This window comes from uncultured Tissierella sp. (assembly GCF_902479755.1).
Lineage (GTDB): Bacteria > Bacillota > Clostridia > Tissierellales > Tissierellaceae > Tissierella > Tissierella carlieri.
Map to the genome: position 1 here is coordinate 123,893 of NZ_CABSQO010000003.1, position 19,707 is coordinate 143,599.

The window sequence follows — 19,707 nt, forward strand, 5'->3', positions numbered from 1 at the left end:
CTTTGATTTCGTCCGAGTTGCTTATGCAGTGGCAAAAAAGCTTCATTAATGTCTTTATACTTTAATAGAAGCTTTTTTTATAATACTATATTTTAAATTTATCAGTAATCCCTATATTTCTTTATATCTATATCCAAATATGGTTTCTTCTCTTTTTAGATGCCCCTTTTCCACCATTTGCTTTAATCTGCCTTCTAATGATTCTATAGTCATTGTAATGCCCGCTTCTTTTTCTATTTCTCCAATGATATGAATTAGTTCAGTATCATTTATAGGAAATTTTCCAGATATAATTTTCATAAATTTATCATCATCTTCTTTTTCTTTGCCTTTTAATTCATCAAATGGATTCTCTGTATGAGGGCTAGAACTTATAGCAGCTCTTATTCTTGCGAATATAGTTCTCCCCATAGAAGCAGATGAAATAAATACATCACCTGTCCTTAGGTATGGTAATCTCCTAGTTTCTTCCATTGTAAGGTCAGTTTCTTCCTTTATAGTTTGTATATCTGATGCTCTAACAGTTCTAAATATAAATTTGGTATTTAACTGTGCTGTAATGGTTTCATCTAATAATGTAGGCCTCTGAGTTGCTAAAATTAGAAATGCACCGTATTTTCTACCTTCTTGAGATATTTCCTTTAATATGGATTTAGATGGAGAATCATAACCCTTTGGCGCAAAGTTATGAGCTTCATCTGTAACTACTATAAATGGTGGAAAATACTCAGCATGAGTCTTCTTATACAAAGCATCTTTGTAGTCTCTTCTCTTGTGATAAAGATTGTTTAATAGATAGGTGCTAAATACCTGAAGTATCCTAGTATTTCCCTGAATAACCATTAGTTTTCCTCTTTGAAGACCTTCTTCTATTTCTCGTATATCCTTTGAGAATACGCCTTCATTATCTAACCTCTTTAATCTCCACATTATTCCCTTTACGGAATTATATGGACAATTTTTATCGTATTTAAGATATGTTTCCTTTCTTCTTTCCCATGCCTTTCTCTCTTCTTCTGAATCTGCATAATTAATTCTATTATCTATCCTGTCAATGGAACCTTCCTCTTGAGCCTCTGTTAGCATTTGTAACCTAGTGTAAAAACTATGATAAGAATCTCTCTTTTTAAATAATACATCTACTACATTATTCATAGCATCTGTAAGGTTTGAAGCAGCATCTAATAAATTCTTTAAATCTGAGGCTACTAAATCTTCAAATTTTACTCCTACATGATAGCCCACTTGTAGACATTTGAACTTATCTTCAAAACTTATTGTATTTCCTTCTAAATAAGGAGCTACATGGCTAAAATCCATTTCAAAATGAGGATCTAATACTATAGTAGGAATATTTTGTTTCATCAATTCTTCTAATAATACCCTAAGACCAAAGGATTTACCTGAACCTGAACCTCCGAACACACCGATATGAGGATAATGATGCATAGATTTTATATCTAATATATATGGAATTTCTCTTTGAGGACATAGCCCTTTTTCTTCAAAGGTATATAGAAGATTTTTATATTCCTCATCCATACCCAAAGCCATATCATCTGTATTTCTAATAACTCCTAAAACTAATCCATCTTCTTTTTTAGTCCTTATCATTAAATCCTTTACTTCATAAAATTCCGGCAATCTAATATCTGATCCAGTTTGTACTGGATATAAAGCTTCATTTAAAAGTCTTACTTTGGCTATATAAATGGTTTCTTCATCAATATTATAACCTAATGTTCTTAGGGACTCTAATACAGAAGAGTCTACAAAATCTCCTGCTATATTTAGAGGTATATATCTGTTGAAAGTCTTTGCCTCTACAACTTCTCCCATTAAATCTCCTTGATATGGATCTTCTATTATTAAAAACTCATTTATTCTAAAATTTCTGGTTTTGGAACCTATAAATACTTCCTGTTGAGTTGTAATACCTACTACTTTCATCTGTTTCTCACCTCTTATAATTAATTGACACTTCTTATCTAAAAATGTACTTACTGTTTTCGAGTCTTATTCAATTCACAATTCACAGTTCACAGTTCACAATTGTTAGGGCCCAGCCTTGGGGTCTTTTGGTTTTAATTGTGCATTGTGCATTGTGCATTGTGAACTGTGCATTGTTTTTAGTTTCTCTTCGCTCTTTCTGATATAAAAAACCTTTCATACAAATCTCTGTCCATATACCTTTCCATAAGTCCCTTTATCATAGCATCAGATATTTTGACCTCTTTATCTACTATATCCAGCCATAGAGGCACACCTCTGCTATTTTCTGGAGTTAAAGTGAAAACTAGCCTTCCCATCTCCTCTAAATAGTCTTTCTGACTATCTATAATATCCATTCCTATAACCGTAGGGGCTAATGAGGACCTCATAAATACAGAAGAATATCCAGCTTCCTTCTTCTTGTTAGCTTGATCATCTATAATTATCATCTCACCATACTCTAATTGCCCAAATAATAACTCCCTATCATAGGCATTTATGTTCATTTTAGGATATACCTCTCCTAGCTTATCTCCTATAATGGAAGTTTTTATGTCTTTGATAACCCCTACTAAAAGGATACTTTGTCTTTCACATTCTTCCCTTAATTCTACCCACAAATCATAGGAATCTATATTATATCTAATAAGTGAACCATCCATAAGAATTGCATAGGGCTTAAATCTCTTAGCAGCTTCAAGAGCAACTTCTACCTCTATACTAGCTAACAGCTTATTCCTCTTATCTGCTATTATTTTTTCATCTTCTTCCAATATATTTTCTTCTCTTTCAGAAAATAATGGAGTATATATATCTGATTTAAATATAGGCTTGTCTTTAATTATAGTTGATTTGGCTAAACCTTGAAAGACATCTACAAAATGAGGGTAAGCTCCGCCCATCCTATTTGTAGAACCATCTACTCCAACAATACCACCTTTGGCCTCATATAGAGCTAAATGATTGTTTTCCAATTTTTTCATTGATTTAATAGAACCTACATATTCCCTTATAAACTCTCTTAATATATTCTTATCTAAAGACAATACTTCCTTATATTTGTCTTGTATTAAATTGTTTAAATTAGATATCTTTTCTTTTAATTCATTATGTATAGTATAAATGGCAATCACCCCTTTGTTTAGTGAATAGTGAATAACTAATAGTGAATAGTTAAAAAGACCCTAATCTTTACTTAAAACTATTCACCCTTCACTTTTAACTATTAACTGGTTTTATAACTTTTCACTGATTCTAATGCTTTCTTTATATACAAGGTTCTTCGGTACATTGTATTCTTCTGATACTTTTTTTACTGCTTCCTTTTTAGTCAAGCCTTCATCTATATATTTTTCTAGTAATAAGCCTATATCTATTTCTTGTACCTCTTTTTCTTCATGATTTCCATCAACTATTATAACGAATTCACCTTTTACTCCAGAATCTTTAAATTTCTCTAATGCTTGTGGCGCTGTACCACGAAAGGTTTCTTCATATTTTTTTGTCAATTCTCTAGAAATAGAAATTTGTCTATCTCCTAATATATCTTCCATATCCTCTAGTAAGTTCATTAATCTATGAGGTGCTTCATAAATAATCGTTGTTTTCGTATATTCTTTAATCTTAGCAAGTTCCTTTTTTCTTTCTCCCTTTTTAGAAGATAAAAAACCTTCAAAAATAAACTTCTCCGTTGATAATCCTGAAATAACTAGAGCAGTAATAGAGGCTGTAGCTCCTGGTAATGCAATTACTTCTATTCCTTCATCGATTGCTTGTCTTATAAGTTCTTGCCCGGGATCAGATATACCTGGCATTCCAGCATCCGATACTAATGCAATGTTTTGGCCAGAACTTAATTTTTCTATTAACTCAGTTCCTTTTTCCTTTATATTATGCTCATGATATGATGTTAAAGGCTTTTTAATATCATAATGATTCAACAGCTTAATAGTATGTCTAGTGTCCTCAGCGGCAACCAAATCTACTTCTCCTAATATCCTTATGGTCCTAAGGGTAATATCCTCAAGATTTCCAATGGGAGTAGGACATATATATAGAACTCCTCTTTCCATCTTATTTCTCCTTCCAATAAGTATGATTTTAGTGCATCTCCAATCCTTGATAAGCTACCTATAAAGGTCACCATAAATTATACTTATTTCATCTGTATAAGATCCATCTTCATTATACACTATCAATGGATCATAAAATTTCAAATCAGGTTTACCTGTCTTTACTGCTTCAATTAATACTAAATTAGGTTTTTTAGTTAATTTTGGCTGAACAAATCTTATGTATTTTGGCTCCAATTTATATTTTCTAAGGCTATAAATTATATCTACCAATCTATCTGGCCTATGAACCATATAAAATTTTCCTAATGGCTTTAATAGATATTCGCTAACTTTAATTATATCCTCAAGAGTACAAGCTATTTCGTGGCGGGATATGGCAAAATTCTCCTCAGGATTTACTAATGCTCCTCCTGCTTTCATATATGGGGGATTTGTTGTAATAGTATCTATTGAATTCCTGCCAAATTTTGCTGGTAGCTCCTTTAAATCCATATTTAGGATATTAATCTTTTCTTCTAAATTATTTAATTCTATGGATCTTTTTGCCATATCTGCTACTTCTTCTTGAATTTCTACACCATAGATTATATCCACTTTGTCCTTTGCATATAGCCTCAAAGGTATAATTCCCGTACCAGTTCCTAAATCTACTACTTTTCCCTTAGATTTTGCAAAGTGGGATAGGAATATAGCATCAGTACCGTAAGAAAATTTATTTTTATTTTGTATTATTTTAAAATCAGACCCCGGAATTATATCTATTCTCTCATCATCTCTTAACATAGAATTCTCCTTTAATTTCCTCTAATGGAACATAAAGTTATATAAACATATAATTTTATATCTCTTTTAATAAAAAAGACCCTTAAGGGTCTTTTTTCTAAGTACTATTCTGGCTTAGGTGCGTCTACTGGACAAACGTTAGCACATGCACCACAGTCAATACATTTTTCAGGGTCTATAACATAGATATCTCCTGCAGATATAGCGTCAACTGGACATTCCGCTTGGCAAGCGCCACATGCAATACAATCATCATGAATCTTATATGCCAATTGTTTCACCCCCTTGTTATGCTTGTATGTTAATACGATTTAATTTTAACAGATTTCGCTCAATATTAAAAGAGATTTTAAATTTATTTAACTTTTACCTAATCTTCTAAACTTTTAATATCTATTTCCTCCACGTCTATAACTTCCTGTACTAGCTCCATTACCTTCTCATATGCTGAATCTACTTCTCCCGTATCTTCTATCTCCTTAACTTGGAAGTATAATAAGTCATCTGTATTATCTTTTAATCTTACCTTTACTTTTACCTTTTCAAGCAGAGTAAATGTCTCAACAACAGTTCCTCTTCCCTCTGGGGTAATAACTATAGCTCCTACTTGTGGCATTTTAGCCAATAATTCCTCGTATACATCATGTTCATATTTTAGACAACACATGAGTCTTCCACAAAGTCCAGATATTTTAGTTGGATTTAAAGATAAAGATTGCTCCTTAGCCATTTTTATAGATACTGGCTCAAATTCACCTAAGAATTGCCCACAGCATACTACCTTTCCACAAGGTCCTATGCCACCTACCATCTTAGCTTCATCTCTTACTCCTATTTGTCTAAGCTCAATTCTGGTTTTAAATATAGCAGCTAAATCCTTTACTAACTCTCTAAAATCCACCCGGCCATCAGCAGTAAAATAAAATATTACTTTATTATTGTCAAAGGTATATTCCACATCGACTAATTTCATAGATAATCCATGTTCTTCTACCTTTTGTTGACATATGGATATTGCTTCATTGGCTTTTCTTTTATTTTCTCTATGAATATCAAAGTCTTCATCTAAAGCTACCCTAATAACTTTTTTTAGGGGAGCTACTATTTCACTCTCTGTAACTTCCTTTGGTCCCACTACTACATGGCCAAATTCTATTCCTCTAGCTGTTTCAACTACGACAAAATCATTAAATTTTACATCTATATCATCAGGGTCGAAATAATAAATTTTTCCTGCTTTCTTAAATCTCACTCCCACTACTGTTACCATTATAATTAATTCCTCCTATATACTGAGAAGCATAGTTTCTATGGATAAACTAAAGTTCACATTCCTTTTAATATTTATCTTAGTATCTTCTACTTTATATATTATATCATTAATTCTATTTAAATCTATAAAGGATTCCTTGGATAATATCTCAATCTTATCTTTATTTATTAAAAGGCCAGTGTTTCCTATTTCTTTATAAATAAGCAAATCCCTAAACCAATAAAGAATAATATCTAATATTTCCTCAATATTTTCCTTATTTTCATTAAAAAAGTCCATAGAAGTAAGAGCTTTTGTTTTATCACCCTTTAACAGACCATCTATTATCTTTATGATTTCCTCTCTTTTATCAAAAAAGCTATTTGATTCAGCTAATTCTATAGATTTCTCCACAGACCCCTTTGTAATACCTGCAATAAATTTAGCCCTATTCTCATCAATTCCATAGTCTCTCATTAACAAATCTATTATCTTAGAAATATCCAGTGGATAAAATTTGACTATTTGACATCTAGATAATATTGTTGGAAGTAATTTACTACTACTGGAAGTAACTAAAATTATATTAATATATTCTGGGGGTTCTTCTAATGTTTTAAGTAAAGCATTTTGACTCTCTAGTCTCATCATATCACAATCATCAATAATGAATACTTTTCTTTTACTCTCAAATGGGGACGTTGCCATGGAATTAATTAGTTTCTCTATTTCAAATTTTTTTATTATTCCCTTTTCAGGAGACAAAATTTTAAAATCCGGATGATTTTCACTATCAAATTTAATACAAGAACTACATTTATTACATGGTTCAGCCTGTCCTTCTCTACAAAGAAGTGTTTTAGAAAAGGCTAGGGCCAAATTTCTTTTCCCTAAGCCTTTTTCCCCTTCAAATAAATAGCAATGGCTAATACTTTTATTCCTTATGGAGTTTTTTAAAGCCTCTATTTGCTTTTCATGTCCTAGAATCTTATTAAAATCCATTTATATCCCTCAACTCTATATCTTCATATATTTATCTATATCCATTACAAATAGATTAGCGCCTCCAACAGTTATTTCATCATTTCCTGATTTTACTTTTTTGCTAACACATTCTTTTCTTATTAATTCTACTACCTCATCTACTTTATTATCTTCCACACCTATGAAAAGTGTAGTATTTCCAGATTTGAGAAAACCACCTGTTGAGGAAAGCTTTGTGGTTCTTATTTTATTTTCCATTAAAGCTTTTATAACCTTTGTAATATATTCATCTTGAATTATAGCGATAATAAGTTTCAAAGAACTCACTCCTTATATTTTAATATGTTTTTCTACATCAAGTATAAATAATGTTGCGCCCCCAACTTTTACTTCCAATGGGAATGGTATATAGGTATCTCCCGGCATAGTCACTGTAAGAAGAGATGTGGTAAGCTCTCTCGTTTTACAATTTTCCTCTATTACCTTTATTACAGAAGGTACCTCCTCCTCCTCTACTCCAATTAAAAGCGTAGTATTTCCGGATTTTAAAAATCCTCCTGTTGATGATAATTTTGTGACTCTAAATTCCTTTTCTGTTAAATCATCAATTAAAGCTCCAGCATCTTGATCCTGAACTATACATATTATAAGTTTCATACAATCACTCCCTCTTCTTAGTTAGTAAGTCTTCCACTTCTTTAATACTTTGCTCAAGAACTTCTTCTATTGATTTTGTAGCATCTATAACTTTTATATTCTTTGGGTACAATTTTAAAAGCTCCATGTAACCTTCATAAACGGTCTTGTGAAAATCATTGCCTTCCTGTTCCAGCCTATCTCCACCTTGATTCCCAGTTTTTCTCTCTAAAGTAACTTCTGGATCAACATGAAAGAAAAGGATTAAATCTGGATACACTCCTCTAATTGCAAAATCATTTATAGCTTTAACCTTTTCTATGCCTAACCCTCTTCCTACTCCTTGATAGGCTAAACTGGATAAAACAAATCTCTCACATAAAACCAATTTTCCTTCTTTTAAAGAAGGCAATATTTTCTCGTGGACATGCTGTCCTCTTGCTGCTGCATAAAGCAGTGCTTCTGTTTCATCACTTATACCAGTGTTTTTTTCATCTAAGACAATATGGCGGATTTCTTCGCCTATTAAAGTCCCTCCGGGTTCTCTAGTCATTACAAATTCTATGCCTTTATCTTTTAAATAATTCCCTATTAGTTTTATTATCGTTGATTTCCCTGAACCATCCGGTCCCTCTAAAGCTATAAAAAGTCCTCTCACCAAATATCTTCCTTTCTTATTCCACTACAACTAGTCTATCTTTATTATAGCCCATTAATCCTACTATTTCTATACCGTTTTCCATTAAGAAAGTAATTTGCTCATACAGTTCTTGAGTTATTTCTTCCCCAGGTACTACTAACGGTACTCCTGGTGGATACGGAATAATAGCAGTGGCAGATATTTTACCTATACTATATTTTAGCTCTCTTTGTTTTTTGTTGCCGTGATAAGCCTCATATATAGGCATTATAACTTCTGGTGTTGGTAATTTGATACTAACTGGTGTTATATCATCATATGGGGCTGTCTTTGCCAGATCTTCCACAGCAGCTATTAATCTTTCATAATCCTCTTCTTCATTCATAAAAGATGTAAGAGCTAAAGCATAGTAATAATCTGTCATTTCTAATCTTATATTGTATTTTGCATATAATTGCTTCTTTACTTGAGAACCTTTCATCCCATCTATTCTAAACAATATCTTTGTATTATCCTTTGCAAATATGGTTTTGTCATTTTCATCTCCAGTAAATACGAATACCCTATCTATAGCATTAAGTCTTTTTATAGTTTCTTCACATTTATCTATATTCCATTCTAATTTTTTCCTTGCCTCCATTGAGTCCATATAAGCTGTTGCTATTTCATTTGATGCAGTGAATAAATATGAAGGTGAAGTGGTTGTATACAGTTGAAATCTATCCCTAAGCTTATTTAAATCCACTCTATCAGTACCTACGTGAATCATTGATGTCTGAGTAAAGCTGGCCATAGTTTTATGTGTGCTATGAATTACTATATCTGCACCACATTCTAAGGCTGGCTTAGGAAGTCTCTCTGAGAAGGTCATATGAGGTCCATGTGCCTCGTCCACCATTAATATTCTATTATGCTTATGAACTATCTTTGCTATTGTTTCTAAATCAGAACATACCCCATAATAATTTGGATATGTTATGACTACTGCTTTGATCTCATCATCTTCAGTTAAAATATCATCTATATCCTTTGGATCTAAACCCGTCATTACATGGTATTCCTCATTATAGTTTGGATACATGTAGATTGGATTTAGTCTGTTGAGTATCATTGCATTATATACTGCCTTATGACAGTTTCTTTGAACTAGTATTTTATCTCCTGGCTTCGTTATTGTAGCTAATGCTATATATATACTTCCAGTTGAACCATTTACTGCATATTGGGTATATTTTGCACCGAAGACCTTAGCTGCTAGTTCTTGGCTCTCTTGGATGATGCCCCTTGGGTCTAGCAAATTGTCCATGCCTTCTGTTTCTGTTGTGTCTATAAAAGGTATATAGTCACCCCAATTAATTAGTGTATTTTTGCCTTTATGTCCAGGCATATGAAAAAAAACACTATCCTCTTCCATCAATCTTTTTAGCGCATCAAATACGGGAGTTTTCATTCCCAACCATCATCCTCCTAATCAAAATAAATTTTCTTACTTATTATATATCACTTTTACAAATATATAAACCATAAATTTAAAAAACCCTGTATTAATTTACAGGGTTTAGTTGGTGCTTTTCAGATATGTAATATCCTAATAAGATTCTAATGAGATTTTTATACAAATCATATGTTTCATCAAATACAGATGTCCTTGTAATTTCATCTATACATTCTTTGCAAATGCTTTGCCCAAGTAAATTTGTTATTACTCTATCGTTACCACATATTTTGCAATACATATATCTCACCCCTTACCTTTATTTCCCATTACGATTATTGCCCTAATACTATATTTTATTCTTAATAATTTATTTCGTGCTTGGCAAGGGGTAAGTATTAATATTTAAAATTTAATGTGTACTGGCATTTTTTGCATTTTCCATTTTCTACTCCGACTATCTCCCCATTTAAATGTCTATCTACTAATTTGTTGTAACATTTGGGGCAATAGCTATTATTATCGACACCCCAAACATTACCTATATATACATAATCTAAAAATTTCTTAGCTATATTTTTAGCTTGAATCAAGGTTTCAATATTAGTTGATGGAAGTTTCATTTTATATGCTGGGAAATATCTACTTAGATGAAGAGGTATAGAAGGATCTACCTCTGCAATTCTTTGGGCTAATCTCCTTATTTCATCAAAAGAAGCATTTTCTCCATCAATTAACATGGTAGTCACTTCAACATGAATGTCTTTAGAAGCTATCTCAATTGTCCTTATAACAGGATCTATACTTCCTTTACATATAGATTTATAAAAAGAATCTTCTATAGACTTTAAGTCTATGTTCATGGCATCCACATAAGGTAGAAGCTCCCTTAAAGGTTCTTCATTTATATATCCATTTGTGACCATTACATTTTTGAGGCTTTCTTCTTTTATTTTCTTAGATATGTCTAAAACGTATTCAAACCAGATACTGGGTTCATTATAAGTATAGGCTATGCCAATGGAATCCTTTGCCCTAGACAGTGTAATTATCTCATCCTCAGATATGTCCATCATCAAAGATTCCTCGTACACTATCTCCCAATTTTGACAAAAATCACATCCTAAATTACATCCGAAACTGCCAACTGAAAATATACTAGTTCCAGAGTAAAAATGATATAAAGGCTTTTTCTCTATGGGATCATAAGAATAAGAAGTTACCTTTCCATAATTTAAGGTATAGAGGGTTCCATCTATATTCTTTCTTACTTTACATCTACCTGCATTTCCGTCCCTAATCTTGCAATAATGAGGACAGAGAACGCAATATACATCTTTGTTATCACCTTTTTTATAATACATAGCTTCTTTCATGATCTTCACCACCTTTTCTTGAATGCACAATTCACAGTTCACAATTGTTGGTGTCTAGCTATGAAGTATTTTTTTCCGACCTACGGTCACTGTTTTTATTGTGCATTGTGCATTGTGAACTGTGAATTTGTTTCAATTGTATCTCACCACTTCAAACCTCTCCATGGTATAATTCTCATCTGGCATAATATTAGCTTTTCTTAAAGCTATATCTAGCTGTTCGTCTACAGTATCTACACCTTCTAAATTAGGAAGTAAAAGACCTTTTTTATATCCATGAGAAACTATTACTCCATATTTCTTTACATCTAGTTCCTCCTTAGTTTTAATAGCCTCTGGCTCCGACAATACATCTACAGAATATATTATATCTTCTAATTCATATTCTGTTACCCTGTCAAACCTCTGATCCTTCATCCCTGCTGATACTGCATTTTTTATTATCTCCAATGCTATATTTTGTTCTGTTGGCTCAATAGTACCTATACAGCCTCTTAGCATATCATCTTTTTTTAGAGATACAAACACTGCTTTTTGCATGTTTAAAAACTCTTCAGGCAGTCCATCTGGGACATCTATATATTGCCTATACTTTACATAATGTTCTAAACTTTTTCTAGCTAATTTAACATATAGACTTTCTTTTTCCCTAGCCTCGTTGATTTTAGTCCTTTTCTTTTCTTCTATTATATCTAGGAGATTTTTTCCTTCCAAGGGATTGCCAAAAATCTCTCCTAATATATCAGCTTTTGCTGTGCAATAGCCTACACCAAAAGGACCTTCATAGGACATAATCTCTGACTTTAATTTATATCCATCTACAATTCCTGTGGCTATCATCAATGACCTTAATCCACATTCTCCTGCTGCTTCAGCTAATTCTAAGTCAAATGTAACAATATCCTCTAATCTGTTTTCTTTTAATATATCTATAATTTTCTCATCAAATATTTTTCCCTTTGGAGAATAAGTATAGGGACCATCATTTGAAAGTCTATGAGATAAATCTCCAGATGCGATTACTACAACTTCTTCATCTGAATCTATTATTGCAGATTGTATTGCCCTTCCAAATTTATATAATTCTTTTGGAGATAAAATTCCGTAGGTAATGTGGATAAGTTTATAATTCTCATATTCTTTATCCACAAAATATAAAGGTACTAAGGCCCCATGATCTAGTTCCCTTTCCACCTTATACCTTTTAGCAAAGCTTTCGTCTACTCCTGCTACCATTATCTCTGCTTCTAAGCTGTTGTTGATTATTTTCTTTACTAATGATAGATTATTTTCAAATTTAAACTTTAATTCACTATGACCAAAATTTCCAAAATTTCCGGATAAATCCTTTTCTATCGATATTGATATTGCATCACTAAATAATGGTCCGTGAGGTGTAATAATTATTATAGTAGATGGAGATTTTTCTTTTATATCTATACTTAAGGCTTTAACACCTTCCATTGTTTTTTGTATCTTCTTCTCTTCTCCCTTTCCTATTTCTGGAATAATAATAGGTGGATGTGGAAATAAATAAGCCCCTAAAATTTTACCCATTAGATCAATCCTTTCATTCAATTCACTTCTCCAATTCACAATTCACAATGCACAATGCACAATTATAAAAGCGACCGCAGGTCGTCAATAAAGACCCAATAGCTAGACCCCAGTAATTGTGAATTGTGAACTGTGAATCGATAATTATATTTATATCTTACCCAAAAAATAGAAAAACCTATATAGAAAACTCTATATAAGTTTCTTTATTTTTTATAGCCATAGGAAAGTTCTAACTTTATTTAATCAGAGCTTAACTTACATAGGTTTCAAAAAAGGCTTCCTTAATGTATTAGTACTTAATAGAAGCCTTTTTTTATTTTATTAGATATATTTATTAATTGCTTCTATACCTTTTTGTGTTACATAAATTTTTCTCTTAAATAAACCTTTTTCTAAGATATATCCTTGCCTTGTTAAATGACTGGTTACACTTGATACTTTTAATGATTTCCATTGTTGATCTTTCACATATTTATTTACATTTTCAGGAGTTTCCTTTGCAACCTTTAACAACCCAACATAAGCTGAATTTAATCCGACCTCATTCATTTCTGCTTCTTTTCCCATTAATGGAGATAATACTTGATTTGCTTTTTCTGTTACATAGAACTCATAGAACTTGCTGCCTGTCAGACCAGCTCTCTCAATATAACCTCCACGGTCCAGTTTTTCAATTGAGATATTTGATGTCTTAGAATCTACACCTAATGCATCTGTTATATCTGCCATATATATATGTCCGTTTTTTATTAGTTCTAATACTTGTATATCAATTTTATCTAATGTAACTTTTTCTCTTTTACCTTCTTTTACTTTAACTTTCCAATCTGGTTGAGCATAGTATTTAGAAGATTTAGATCCATTAGCTAAAAGACCTACTATAACTGTTACTGCAAATCCAACAATTGCCAAATGAGTCCATTTTCCAACGGTAAATATTCCTAGTAATTCAGTCAATGTTAAAACTGCCATTGATATCATTCCTGCTAAAACCCCCCATAATGCTCCATCTGAGTTAAATTTAGGCCAAATAGCTCCAAAACAAAGCAATACTGCAGGTGGTACTAGCCAAGCATTGGCAAAGGCGAATAAATAAGTTGGGCCTCCTGGGAAGTAACATAATGCCCATGTTAATATTCCTACCAATAACATTATTATCTTACTTGCTTTTAATGTTGTTTTAGCATCTGCTTTAGGATTAATCATTCTTTGATAAATATCTCTAGTAGCTGTTGATGATGCTCCTATTGCAGCTGTAGATGCTGTAGAGATAGATGCAGCTACAGAACCTATGATAAAGAAAGATGATACAATTGGTGGGAATAAGCTAGCAAATACTCCATATGCTGCGGTAGGCAGATTTGTTCCACCACCAAGTGTAAATGATTCTGGAGTTACCGCTCCAGCATATGCACCTATGAATGCAAGAGGAATCATAAATACTACTATTAATAATACTCCAGCTATGGCAAATGATTTCTTTGCTACCTTTTCACTTCTACAGGAAGCAATTTTCATCCAATAATAGTTGTTTCCCCAAACTAAGGCAGCTCCGAAAAGTAAAACAAAGGTTAGTGCACTTGGATATTTAAATGAAGTAATTCCCATACTTCCACCTGTAATTCCTTCTGTGAATACACTTGCTCCTCCCCAGTTTGATTGTAGAAAATCAATTCCTCCATATTTTTGAATAGTCATTGTTAAAAATAAAGGAATTGCTATAATACCAACAGATACTTGGAAAAAGTCTGTTATTGTAGCCGCCCACAATCCACTAATATAGGTAAATATTAAAATTATAGCAAAAACTATTGCAAGGACAACTCCTTGTGGCCAACCTACGAATCCAGAAACTATTCCAACCACAGACATTATATTATTAGCTAATATACCGCATAACCCTATAATAGTACCTGCAGCAACTACATTTCTTACTTTGCCGCTATATCTCATTTCTAGGTATTCTGGAAGTGTTTGAGCTCCATTTATTCTAATAAATTTTGAGAATACTAGTCCATAAAATATAAGACCTAATGCAGAATATATAATTCCCCATATAAGTGATCCTTTGATTCCATATAGAATAGAATATCCTGGAGCTAAGGATACTGTTGTACCAGCAAAGCCTATAGCTGCTACCCCCATAATATTTATTAATAAACTTACTTCTCTTCCTGCTAGTATATAGTCAGAAGTGTCAGATACCCACTTCTTGCTATATACTCCAGCTCCAACCATTATTGCTGCAAATACAATAAAGAAAATACTGAAGATAATTTGCACATTCATTTTTTCTACCACCTTTATGTTTTATTTGTAGTTCATATCATTAATGTTTAATTATCAGTTTTTATTCTTCTATTATTCCAACAGCTCTAATCCATCCTGCACTTGCATCCTTGATTTTAATTGGAAGACAAATTATTTCAGAGCCAGTTATTGGAAGTTGATCAAGGTTAGTAAGTTTCTCTATATGAAGATAAGCTTCTTCCATGCCAGCTCTATGTCCTTCCCAGATAATAGAACTATCTCCTGTACGGTTAAACTCTTCTCCAGTTAATGGCAGTGGTATATCCCAGCTCCATCCGTCAGTTCCCATAACTCTTACTCCCTGCTCTATTAACCACAAAGTCGCTTCTTTTCCCATTCCACATCCAGCAGTTAAAAATCTTTCTGTTCCCCAGTATTTAGGTGCACCAGTCATTATTAAGACAATATCACCTTTTTTTAATTTATAATCAATCTTCTCAAAATACTCAATAAAATCTTTACTTGTAACTTTATATCCATCTGCCTTATCTCTAAAATCTACTATTACTCCATGACCGAAAAACCAATCTAAAGGCACTTCATCAATAGTCCATGCTCTTTCTCCTCTATTCATAGTTGGATAAAAATGATATGGAGCATCAATATGAGTTCCTGTATGAGTTGATAATGTTACATACTCTATCGCCCATCCATTCCCTCCTGGTAAATCATCTACAGTTGCATTCCCGAAGAATCTTGCCATTTCTTCTGCTGTGTCTTTATGGTTATTATATACTATCTGTGGAATCTGTTTTGGTGGGTCACTAGGTAAATTATTTTCAACTGAAATACTTAAATCAATAATCTTTCTCATCTTTTATTCTCCTTTTGCAGTTTTACTTTTTTAGTCCTAAAATTTCTCTAGCTTCATCTGGTGTAGCTACTTCATTACCACTTTGTATTATTATGTTAGCTGCTCTTTCAACAAATTGTTTATTTGATTCTGCTAGTTGTCCCTTAGCAAACATTACATTATCCTCCATGCCTACCCTTATATGACCACCCATGGCTATGGTAGCTAACATAATTGGTATATGCCCTCTACCAATGCCCAAAGCAGACCAAGTAGAGCCTTGAGGTATCAAGTTTTTCAAATAAACTAAATTTTCTACAGTTGCAGTTGTTCCTCCCGCTGCTCCTAAAACAAACTGATAATGTAAAGGTGCCTTTAATATACCTTTTTTCACGTAATATTCTGCATTGTAAATCATACCTGCATCGAAAATTTCAATTTCTGGCTTAACTCCATATTCTTGCATTGTTTTGCCTAGTTCCTCCAAGAAGGAAGGTGTATTTAGAAACACAGTACTATGTTGCCAGTTCATAGAACCACAATCGTATGATGCCATTTCAGGTCTAATGGTTTTTAGGTGAGCTTGTCTTGTCTCATCTGTAGCATTTAAATCTCCGGAAGTTGTGCAGTTAATTACAATATCACATTTTTCTTTAATAAGTCTTACTGTTTCTTCAAATTTTGATTTATCCATAGTTCCTAAACCTTCATCATCTCTCATATGAAGATGAGCAATTGCAGCTCCTGCTTTATAACATTCAAAAACATCTTCTGCAATCTCTTTAGGTGTCAAAGGTACATTTGGATTATCCTTCTTTGTTGGCCACGCACCTGTTGGTGCTACTGTAATAATTGTTTTTCCCATTTTTATCCTCCTCTTTATTATTTAATCTCTTTCAAGCAGCATAGCTACTCCTTGTCCACCACCACAGCAAAATGTTACTAACCCTAATTTTGCATCTCTATCTTTCATCTCATAAACCATTTTAGTTACTAATATAGCTCCCGTTCCTGCTAGAGGATGACCTAGAGCAATAGCTCCTCCATTAACATTCAGCTTTTCTTCATCAATGCCTAGTTCCTTTACACAAGCCAAAGTCTGTGCGGCAAAAGCTTCATTTAATTCAATTAAATCAATATCCTCTAACTTAAGATTGGTTTTCTCAAGAATCTTTTTAGTAGCAGGTACTGGTCCAATCCCCATAATATTTGGATCACAACCTACAGACGCAAAACTCTTATATCTTGCCAAAATTTCTAAACCAAGGGATTTCGCTAATTCTTCTTCCATAATAACTACAGCTCCTGCACCATCACTCATAGGAGAACTATTTCCTGCAGTAACTACTCCATCTTTTTTAAAGACCGGCTTTAATTTAGACATAGATTCTAGATTAGCATCCTTTCTAATAGGTTCATCTTCAAATACTGTAATAGTTTTTCCTTTACCCAAATCAACTTGAATAGGTAATATCTGTTCCTTAAATTTCCCTGCTTTCAATGCTTCTGTAGCTTTTCTATGACTATTTACTGAATATAAGTCCAGTTCTTCCCTTTTCAAATTATATTTTTCTGCAAGATTTTCTGCTGTAATACCCATATTTGGGTTTCCAATATGATCCGGAGCAAGTCTCAATCCTTCACAAAATCTCGGTGGAGTTACAGAATATGCTGTTTCAGGTTTTAACATCACATAGGGCCTACGAGAATCGCTTTCAACTCCGCCTGCTACAATCACCTTAGCTTCTCCTAGTTGAATCATCATTGCACCTAGTGCAATTGCATTGAGGGAAGTTCCACATTGTCTATCAACTGTAAGTGCAGGTTTTTCCATTGGTATGCCAGCTTCAAGTGCTACCATTCTTGCAATATTGTTTACATCGTGTCCCATTAGATTTCCAAAAATTACTTCATCTATTAAATCCATATTTATGCCTGCTCTATTTACTGATTCTTTGACAACTGCTGCACCCATTTTATATGGCTCTACTGACGATAGTATTCCTCTGCATTTACCTACAGGAGTTCGTACGGCAGAAACTATAACTGCATTTTTCATATTTTCCTCCTTTATATAATTATTTTTCAAATATAAATAGTGCAAATACCATGCCAAATTTAAAATAAAAAAGAAGCTTGAAATTACAGGCTTTCACCCATATAATTTCAAACTTCTTTTCGTTCACATGTAAACAATTGTTTACATATATTAGATTTAATCTTGTAATTTATTATGGTACAACAGTATCTGTAAACATAAGTTTACGTAAACCATAGTTTACACTTCAATTCTTATCTATGGAGTATTTTTCCATCTTTTTATATAATAATGTTCTAGATATTCCAAGCATATTTGCTGTCTGAGTCTTATTATTATTACATTTAGAAAGAGCTTGTATTATGGTTTCTTTTTCTAGTCTATCCTTCATATCTTTAATTAAAAATTCATTATCATTAGTTGATAATTCATTATTTATATTTATTTTATGATTCTTTCGAAGTTTCTTATTCTCAAAGTAAGGACTAAAATGTTTCCATTCTAAAACCTCTCCCCAAGACATATTCATGGCTCTTTCCACTACATTTTGTAGTTCTCTTATATTTCCCGGCCACTCATATTCCTTGAGTTTCATCTTAGCCTCATCAGATATACTAGGTACACTCATTCCTAGTTGAAAGTTTAATTTATCTAACAAATTGTCAACTATAAGCGGAATATCTTCTTTTCGTTTTCTTAATGGTGGAATAACTAGCTTTATTACATTGAGTCTATAGAATAAATCACTTCTAAATTTATTCTCTTTTACCATTTTTTCTAGTGAAACATTAGAAGCTACAATAATTCTAACATCAATAGGAATACTCTCTTTTCCACCTACTCTTTCAATTTCTTTTTCTTGTAGAGCTCTCAAAAGTTTTGGCTGTAATACCAATGGCATTTGATTTATTTCATCAAAAAATAAACTTCCTCCTTTGGCCATTTCGAATCTGCCCTCTTTACCACCTTTTTTAGCTCCAGTAAAAGCTCCTTCTTCATATCCAAAGAATTCAGATTCTAGCAGGTTACTTGGTATTGCAGCACAATTTACCTTTATAAAAGGAGCTGAGGATCTCATACTCAGATCATGTATGGAATGAGCTACTAACTCTTTTCCAGTTCCTGTCTCTCCTTCAATCAGTACAGTAGAGCTTGATCTTGCAGCATTAATTATGATATCTTTCATTTTTCTAATCTCTAGACTATTTCCAACAATATTATCTATAGAGTATTTTGCTCCTCTAATCTTCCTTAATTCCTCTTGATAGTACTCGATTTGATTTAGCATACTATTTACTTTCGATGAAAAATCTACTGCACTTTTCATTCCCCTAATAAATACATGTATAAATCCTGCTACCAATTCACCATCCTTGAGAATAGGAATATAAGTTGAAAATGCCTCTGTCTTAGAAGGGCCTTTTGAGATAATAACATGGCCTGTAACTGCCTCTTTAGATTTAAGAACAAAGTCAATCTTTGTATCTGGTATAATATCATGAACAAATTTTCCTTTTATATCTTCAAGCTTAATTCCACCCATCATTTCAGACCAAGCTTCATTTACATATACATATCGACCCTGTGGATCAGTTATAACAACACCATCTAAATGATCTATAATAAGTTTTGTAATCTCTGGACTTAAATCCATAATATTATCTATCACCTTAGCTACACCTCCAATATATTTGTTGTTAGGTGCATTTCAATAACTATAAATTCATAAGTATTATATAATATTTAACAAAATAAAACAAAATAATCCTTTACTTAAAAAATCATGACCACCCGTAAAACGGGTGGTTTGCTCTAGCCCTATAAGGGCATGGT

Annotated in this window: 19 protein-coding genes; all 19 read right to left on the minus strand. The window is 32.6% G+C overall.

The genetic code is table 11. The annotated features are described in order from the left end of the window. Positions 1-111: 111 nt before the first annotated feature. Positions 112-1,950, minus strand: a complete 1,839-nt coding sequence (locus RDK80_RS03135) for an ATP-binding protein (protein WP_308523448.1) — start codon at positions 1,948-1,950, stop codon at positions 112-114. Between the two features lie 179 nt (positions 1,951-2,129). Continuing rightward, a complete protein-coding gene (locus RDK80_RS03140; protein ID WP_308523449.1) occupies positions 2,130-3,125 on the minus strand; it encodes a DNA double-strand break repair nuclease NurA in 996 nt (331 codons plus the stop codon). Positions 3,126-3,227: 102 nt separating this feature from the next. After that, on the minus strand, positions 3,228-4,064 hold the full coding sequence (gene rsmI / locus RDK80_RS03145; RefSeq protein WP_308523450.1) for a 16S rRNA (cytidine(1402)-2'-O)-methyltransferase: 837 nt from the start codon (positions 4,062-4,064) through the stop codon (positions 3,228-3,230). A 54-nt stretch (positions 4,065-4,118) separates the two neighbouring features. After that, entirely contained in the window at positions 4,119-4,850 is a 732-nt protein-coding gene (locus RDK80_RS03150; RefSeq protein ID WP_094900373.1) for a tRNA1(Val) (adenine(37)-N6)-methyltransferase, read from the minus strand. 104 nt (positions 4,851-4,954) lie between these two features. Beyond that, entirely contained in the window at positions 4,955-5,122 is a 168-nt protein-coding gene (locus RDK80_RS03155; RefSeq protein ID WP_094900372.1) for a DUF362 domain-containing protein, read from the minus strand. A 98-nt stretch (positions 5,123-5,220) separates the two neighbouring features. Continuing rightward, positions 5,221-6,120, minus strand: coding sequence for a stage 0 sporulation family protein (locus RDK80_RS03160; protein ID WP_216560601.1), 900 nt, complete (start codon positions 6,118-6,120; stop codon positions 5,221-5,223). A gap of 15 nt (positions 6,121-6,135) precedes the next feature. Next, complete coding sequence (holB, locus tag RDK80_RS03165; RefSeq protein WP_216560603.1) at positions 6,136-7,104, minus strand: DNA polymerase III subunit delta'; 969 nt, start codon at positions 7,102-7,104, stop codon at positions 6,136-6,138. A gap of 15 nt (positions 7,105-7,119) precedes the next feature. After that, positions 7,120-7,413, minus strand: a complete 294-nt coding sequence (locus RDK80_RS03170) for a cyclic-di-AMP receptor (RefSeq protein WP_235601265.1) — start codon at positions 7,411-7,413, stop codon at positions 7,120-7,122. A 3-nt stretch (positions 7,414-7,416) separates the two neighbouring features. Then, positions 7,417-7,743, minus strand: a complete 327-nt coding sequence (locus RDK80_RS03175; protein WP_308523451.1) for a cyclic-di-AMP receptor — start codon at positions 7,741-7,743, stop codon at positions 7,417-7,419. A gap of 4 nt (positions 7,744-7,747) precedes the next feature. After that, on the minus strand, positions 7,748-8,380 hold the full coding sequence (gene tmk, locus RDK80_RS03180) for a dTMP kinase (protein WP_094900369.1): 633 nt from the start codon (positions 8,378-8,380) through the stop codon (positions 7,748-7,750). Positions 8,381-8,396: 16 nt separating this feature from the next. Further along, positions 8,397-9,812, minus strand: a complete 1,416-nt coding sequence (locus RDK80_RS03185; protein WP_094900435.1) for an aminotransferase class I/II-fold pyridoxal phosphate-dependent enzyme — start codon at positions 9,810-9,812, stop codon at positions 8,397-8,399. Between the two features lie 94 nt (positions 9,813-9,906). Further along, a complete protein-coding gene (locus RDK80_RS03190) occupies positions 9,907-10,098 on the minus strand; it encodes a sigma factor G inhibitor Gin (RefSeq protein ID WP_094900368.1) in 192 nt (63 codons plus the stop codon). Positions 10,099-10,195: 97 nt separating this feature from the next. Continuing rightward, entirely contained in the window at positions 10,196-11,173 is a 978-nt protein-coding gene (amrS, locus tag RDK80_RS03195; protein WP_308523452.1) for an AmmeMemoRadiSam system radical SAM enzyme, read from the minus strand. 132 nt (positions 11,174-11,305) lie between these two features. Next, positions 11,306-12,751: an AmmeMemoRadiSam system protein A gene (gene amrA, locus RDK80_RS03200; protein ID WP_308523453.1), complete on the minus strand. Its 1,446-nt coding sequence runs from the start codon at positions 12,749-12,751 to the stop codon at positions 11,306-11,308. 303 nt (positions 12,752-13,054) lie between these two features. Then, positions 13,055-15,022: a hypothetical protein gene (locus tag RDK80_RS03205; protein WP_308523454.1), complete on the minus strand. Its 1,968-nt coding sequence runs from the start codon at positions 15,020-15,022 to the stop codon at positions 13,055-13,057. A gap of 61 nt (positions 15,023-15,083) precedes the next feature. Beyond that, positions 15,084-15,857 (minus strand): cyclase family protein, encoded by a 774-nt coding sequence (locus RDK80_RS03210; RefSeq protein WP_216560726.1) that lies wholly within the window; start codon positions 15,855-15,857, stop codon positions 15,084-15,086. Positions 15,858-15,879: 22 nt separating this feature from the next. Beyond that, positions 15,880-16,701 (minus strand): 3-keto-5-aminohexanoate cleavage protein, encoded by an 822-nt coding sequence (locus RDK80_RS03215; protein WP_308523455.1) that lies wholly within the window; start codon positions 16,699-16,701, stop codon positions 15,880-15,882. A 21-nt stretch (positions 16,702-16,722) separates the two neighbouring features. Next, positions 16,723-17,895, minus strand: coding sequence for a thiolase family protein (locus tag RDK80_RS03220; RefSeq protein ID WP_308523456.1), 1,173 nt, complete (start codon positions 17,893-17,895; stop codon positions 16,723-16,725). A gap of 226 nt (positions 17,896-18,121) precedes the next feature. Next, positions 18,122-19,543, minus strand: coding sequence for a sigma-54-dependent Fis family transcriptional regulator (locus RDK80_RS03225; RefSeq protein ID WP_216560617.1), 1,422 nt, complete (start codon positions 19,541-19,543; stop codon positions 18,122-18,124). Between the last annotated feature and the right edge of the window lie 164 nt (positions 19,544-19,707).